The 2752-nt window shown below is 71.7% G+C and carries 3 protein-coding genes; 1 reads left to right on the forward strand and 2 read right to left on the reverse strand.

Annotated features, from left to right (window positions below):
- The first annotated feature begins 23 nt into the window (after positions 1-23).
- A complete protein-coding gene (locus AC13HU_RS35220) occupies positions 24-659 on the forward strand; it encodes an HAD family hydrolase (RefSeq protein WP_483046070.1) in 636 nt (211 codons plus the stop codon).
- A gap of 26 nt (positions 660-685) precedes the next feature.
- On the opposite strand, the gene AC13HU_RS35225 is transcribed toward AC13HU_RS35220, so the two are convergent.
- Together AC13HU_RS35225 and AC13HU_RS35230 are read right to left on the reverse strand one after the other, a co-directional pair.
- Positions 686-1189, reverse strand: a complete 504-nt coding sequence (locus AC13HU_RS35225) for an NUDIX domain-containing protein (protein WP_483046068.1) — start codon at positions 1187-1189, stop codon at positions 686-688.
- 82 nt (positions 1190-1271) lie between these two features.
- Positions 1272-2453, reverse strand: coding sequence for a serine hydrolase domain-containing protein (locus AC13HU_RS35230; protein ID WP_483046069.1), 1182 nt, complete (start codon positions 2451-2453; stop codon positions 1272-1274).
- Positions 2454-2752: the final 299 nt, after the last annotated feature.

The raw sequence follows: 2752 nt of genomic DNA on the forward strand, positions 1-2752 counted from the left end.
CGCGCATGAAGGAGGGGGCCAGGATGGCGCGACTGCACATCTTTGACATGGACGGCACGTTGATGCCCGGCACATCCGCCGGAATGGAGATCTCCCGGCAGATCGGCATGGTCGCCGAGTTCCGGGAGTTGGAGAGAGCGCTGTCCGGCGGCGAGATCGACTCGTACGGATACGCGTGGCGCGCCTACCGGATGTGGTCCGCGCTCACCGAGCACCACGTGGCCGGCGCTTTCACGAGTGCTCCCTGGCTGACCGGAATTCGCGAGGTGTGGGCCGACATCACCGCCCGCGGCGAGCACTGCGCGGTGATCTCGCTCTCCCCCGACTTCTTCGTGACCCGGCTGCGTACATGGGGTGTCCACGACGCCCGTGCCTCGGTCTTCCCCGCGTTCCCCTTCGCACCGGGTGTCGCCCTCGACCCGTCCGGCATCCTGCGGCCCGAGTCCAAGGTGGTCATCGCCGATGAGTTGTGCGCCCGCTACGGGGTCGGCCGCACCGACTGCGTGGCCTACGGCGACTCGCTGTCGGACACCGCGCTGTTCGGCGTGGTCCCGGTCTCGGTCGCGGTCAACGGCGACGACCATGTCAGCGGCCTGGCCACCCATGCCTACGCCGGCGGTGACCTGCGCGAGGCGTACGCCCTGGTCGCCGACGTCTGATCGATCCGCTGCCGATGCGGCGGCGGTCAGCCCAGGTCGGGACCGAGCAGTCCGAGCACCCCTTCGATGTTCGCGTCCAGGTAGTGCCGCAGGGTCAGCGGCACGACCTCCACGGAGGCGAGTCCCATCCGCGTGAAGGGCACCCGCACCACCTCGTAGCTGCCGCACGGCTCGTCGATCTCCGGGCCGTGCCGCCGGTCGAGGTCCATCGACTCCAGCCGGCACGCGAAGAAGTACTGCACCTTCACGCCGTGCGACCCGTCGTCCGCGATGTGCTCGATGGTGTCGACGAAGGCGGGCACGGCGTCGGTGATCTTGCCGCCCAACTCCTCGTCGATCTCGCGGTGCAGGGCGGCGAGCACCCCGGCGTCCTCCTCCTCGACCCCGCCGCCCGGCGTGACCCAGTACGGAGCGATGCCGGGTTTGGTCCGCTTGATCAGCACGAGCCGGTCGCCGTCGAGGATGATCGCGCGTGCCGTGCGCTTGATCACCGGCCGGGTGGAGGGGCTGAGGAGCGAGTCCGGAGGCATGCCTGAGATCTGCCGCGACTGAGCGCCGAGCAAACGTATCCGGGGCCGCGAAATCACCGTCGCCCCGTCACCCCTGCCGTCCTCACGCGTCTGCCGCGTACCGCCAGAAGTCCCGTAGCTGCCGCGTGGGCGCCGGGCTGGTCGCCGCGAGCTGGGTCAGCAGGATGTGGACCGAGCCGGTCGCGGGCACGACATGTGCCGACGTACCCGTGCCGCCGACCCAGCCGTAGCGGCCGGGGATGTTCCACGGGTCGATGACCTCGACGTCCACGGCGGCTCCGAACCCCCAGCCCTGGCCTTCCAGGAACAGCCGGCCCGCCGCACGCTGCGCCCCGGTGAGGTGGTCGGCCGTCATCAGCCGCACCGACTGCGCCGACAGCAGGCGCCGGCCGTCCGCGGTGGCGCCCTCGGCGAGCAGCATCCGGCCGAACGCCAGCCAGTCGTCGACGGTCGAGGCCAGCCCGCCGGCGCCGGATGCGAAGGGCGGCGGGCCGCTCCACTGGCCGTCCGGCCCGTCGGCCAGCTCCAGGCCGCCGGACTCACCGGTCCGGTAGTAGCTGGTGAACCGGTCCCGCTTCGCCGCCGGGACGACGAAGCCGGTGTCCCGCATGCCCAGCCGCTCGAAGATCCGCTCGGCCATGAAGTCGGGCAACGACTCCCCGCTGACCCGCTCGATCAGCACGCCCTGCAGGTCGGAGGAGGTGTTGTAGAGCCATGCCTCGCCCGGCTGGTGCAGCATCGGGATACCGGCCAGCGTCTGCAGCCACTCGTCGGTGGCCAGGAAACGCTGCGGCTCGCGGCCGTCGGACTGCACCCCCTCGGCGAAGAGCGGCCGTACGGCGGGCAGCGCGAAGTCCGGCGGGAAGCCGTACCCGGTGCGCGAGCTGAGCAGGTCCTCCACCGTGATCGGGCGGTCGGCCGGGACCACGTCGTCGAGCGGGCTTTCCGGGGTACGCACCACGTTCGGCGCGGCCAGCTCCGGCAGCCACCGCCGCACCGGGTCCGCCAGATCGAGCCGGCCGTCGTCGACCAGCACCATCACCGCGGCGGCCGTGATCGGCTTGGTGATCGAGGCGATCCGGAAGATCGAGTCCCGGGCCATCGGCATCCGGCCCTCGGCGTCGGCGGACCCGACCGCCGCGAACTCGACGTCGTCGCCACGCGCCACCAGGCCGACCGCACCGGGCAGGGTGCCGTCCTCCACGTACGGTCGCAGGACGTCGCCAAGGCCCACCGGGTTCGACCCGTTCGCTGACTTGGTCATGCCTCACACGCTAGTGCCCCTCCCGGCAAGGTGTGCCCCGCTCGCCGCCCTGGCACGCGTGTCCTCCCCCTGCCTTCGGCGGGTGGTGCCCCCAGCGTTGGCCGAAAGCCCGAGTAGGCCCACCGCGAGGGCTTTCGGCTGCCTTGCGGCCTGGGAGTACCACCCACGCCGAAGGCCGTGGGGGAGCGCCAGGACACCTCGCTACCGGGCAAACCTCGCCGGTCGCGGCACCGGCTGTGCGGCGCGACAGCGCTACTGCTGCCGCGCGGCCTCGTCGAGCGCACGGACCACGTCGGCCA

The sequence above is a fragment of the Streptomyces sp. NH27 genome (genome assembly GCF_056859195.1).

Bases quoted from the DNA above. Each gene is read 5' to 3' on its own strand.
- AC13HU_RS35220 (WP_483046070.1), top strand. From the start codon at position 24: ATGGCGCGACTGCACATCTTTGACATGGACGGCACGTTGATGCCCGGC.
- AC13HU_RS35225 (WP_483046068.1), bottom strand. From the start codon at position 1,189: ATGCCTCCGGACTCGCTCCTCAGCCCCTCCACCCGGCCGGTGATCAAG.
- AC13HU_RS35230 (WP_483046069.1), bottom strand. From the start codon at position 2,453: ATGACCAAGTCAGCGAACGGGTCGAACCCGGTGGGCCTTGGCGACGTC.